This window comes from Cyanobium sp. NIVA-CYA 375 (assembly GCF_056108345.1).
Map to the genome: position 1 here is coordinate 1 of NZ_JBSYHW010000183.1, position 1,743 is coordinate 1,743.

Here is a 1,743-nt window from a genome sequence, read left to right on the forward strand (position 1 = left end):
GCCGCCTTGGCCTTGGCTGCTGCTGCATCCAATTCCTAGGCGGCTCTGCTTGTGTGCCTCAACTCAACCGCTTCGCGCAAGGGGTAGACCGAGCCCACGCAGTAGGCAAATAGCAGTCGCATGGTCCACCGGTGCGTGGAAGGCTTCGCCTACATGAGCGGGCGAACCCCCTTCTCACCGCTGGGATCCCCTTGGCTTGCGCGGGGATGAGAATCGCCTAGAGATCCAGCTCATGCACCAGATCGAACAGGAAATACGCCTGGGGATCGGGCGAGAGCCAATCTCCGGGTGATGGAGGGAGCAGAGTGGCCTGTTCAGGCTGCCAAGGACGGAAGGATATGGGCTTCTGCATGACCCATCTTATCACCCGGATCCATTGTGGTCACTGTGATATGGGCAGATTTAAGGGCGCCCGTGGAGAACGGGTGGCGCTCATACGTACGCAATAGGCCCCTAGTGCCAGAATCCCTTTGCAATAGCTCCGCGAAGGCGGGGCTTGACATCCATAAGGTTTTATTATAGACCATAGCTTGCCTTAGGTTGACAAAGCAGGGCTGTTCTGTGGTATGGTTTTGGAAAGGTAATTTCAAATCATGTTCAACGTGTTTTCCTCAAAAACCTTGTTGGCGGGAGCCGTTGCTTCTGTTGTGCTTGGAGCTGCGCCTTCTCAAGCTTTCGGCACAATTAACTTTAATACTACCAGCTCTATAAATACCGCAAGCCAAGTATTTTCCACCCCGGGCTCTAGCACAAGTTTAACCTTGTCCAACTCAAATAGTACTGGCAGCTCCCCGGGGACGATCAATACCAACCCACAAGGCTGGTGTGCTTTCACTGCTGTGGGTACCTCCAGTGGCAGCGCTGGTCGCTGCGGTTATGGAACAAGTCCTGCAAGTGGTGTTTCAAGTTTTCAACTTTCTCTGAACAAATCTTCGATTATTACTGGTTTCAACGTTTCGTCGTTCGAAACCGCCAACATTTCTCAAGGATTCGTTGGGTTCTCCACAGATAACATCAGCTTTACTGACATTAATTTCACTGGTACAGGTTCTCAATCGCTTAGCTTCCTTGCTGGAGCCAATCAGGATATTTATGTTAGAACATCAGCTGTTTTCCAGCCGACTAGTAACACTGGTATCTTCCGAATTTCATCCCTCACCGTTGCGGATGCTCCCGTACCTGTTCCGGGACCTCTGCCGATCTTCGGTGTAGCAGCAGCATTTGGCTGGGCCCGGAAACTTAGGCAACGGAGTCTTGCCTGAATCATATTCAGACGTCTTTCTAATAGGTTCTAAGCACAGGCATACTGCCTGTGCTTTTTTTATAAGTTATTTCCAGCTTTTTAGCCTGCATACTACTTGCATTTCTTTGCTTTGAAGAAACTTAAGTAGCAGTTCCTGCCCATTGGCGTATTCAATTCTTTCCGATTAATTTCTTTATATTAATGACTGCTGCGCTGGTTTCCCTATGACATTTAAGAATCCCGTGCTGGCGATTCTTGGTGGAGAACCAGCTTTTTCTATGCCGCGTCATGTTGGCACTCCTTTTATTCCTCCGCGCGATTTAGTTCATACATCGTTAGATGAGATCCGTGATTCCAAGCGATTTACGAATGATGGTCCGTTTGTCCTGCAGCTAGAAGCCCTCTTGGCAAATCTACACAGTGTTAAACGTGTAGTTGTAATGAGCAATGCAACTACAGCTTTGCAGCTGCTATTTCGAGCTCTAAGCCTAGAGGGTGAG

Annotated in this window: 2 protein-coding genes; both read left to right on the forward strand. The window is 49.4% G+C overall.

Translation table 11 applies throughout. From position 1 onward, the window contains the following. Positions 1 to 593 precede the first annotated feature (593 nt). Positions 594 to 1,262, forward strand: a complete 669-nt coding sequence (locus AC01FP_RS17380) for a hypothetical protein (protein ID WP_474481967.1) — start codon at positions 594 to 596, stop codon at positions 1,260 to 1,262. 223 nt (positions 1,263 to 1,485) lie between these two features. Further along, on the forward strand, positions 1,486 to 1,743 hold a 258-nt coding region (locus AC01FP_RS17385), incomplete at its 3' end, for a DegT/DnrJ/EryC1/StrS family aminotransferase (RefSeq protein WP_474481968.1).

Bases quoted from the DNA above. Each gene is read 5' to 3' on its own strand.
- AC01FP_RS17380 (WP_474481967.1), top strand. From the start codon at position 594: ATGTTCAACGTGTTTTCCTCAAAAACCTTGTTGGCGGGAGCCGTTGCT.